The sequence below is a fragment of the Streptococcus suis genome, from assembly GCF_002964045.1.
GTDB classification, from domain to species: Bacteria; Bacillota; Bacilli; order Lactobacillales; family Streptococcaceae; genus Streptococcus; species Streptococcus suis_U.
Genome location: NZ_POPB01000500.1, coordinates 1 through 343, shown reverse-complemented (window position 1 = coordinate 343; position 343 = coordinate 1). Strand labels below are relative to the sequence as shown.

Below are 343 nucleotides of genomic sequence, written 5' to 3'. Positions count from 1 at the left end.
TTAAAAATAGGTAGACGTCCATAACCATCCATCAGACTAGATAGACTAAGTCCTCGTCGATTATTATTTTTCTTCACACCAAGAATCTGGCAGGTAGGCCAATAATTGATAGGAATGGCTCCTAATCCAACCAGAAGACCGGCGCTGTCAAAATGACTGGCAAAGCGTACCTCAAGAGTGTGACCAGTCTCATTTTTCAAATCAACAAATACAGGTTGCTTGTCCTGTTCAAAAACAATTATATAATTTCCAGAAGACTCCGTATTTTCTCTAATTGGAACGGTGTAGAAGTGGTGAAAATTTGGTAATTCTAGTAACTTTCCAAGTGTTGATGTTTTCATAA

General features: G+C 37.9%; 1 pseudogene. It reads right to left on the bottom strand.

Going from position 1 to position 343, the window contains the following annotated elements:
- A pseudogene (locus C1E99_RS12265) lies at positions 1-341 on the bottom strand (hypothetical protein); the annotation flags it as partial.
- Between the last annotated feature and the right edge of the window lie 2 nt (positions 342-343).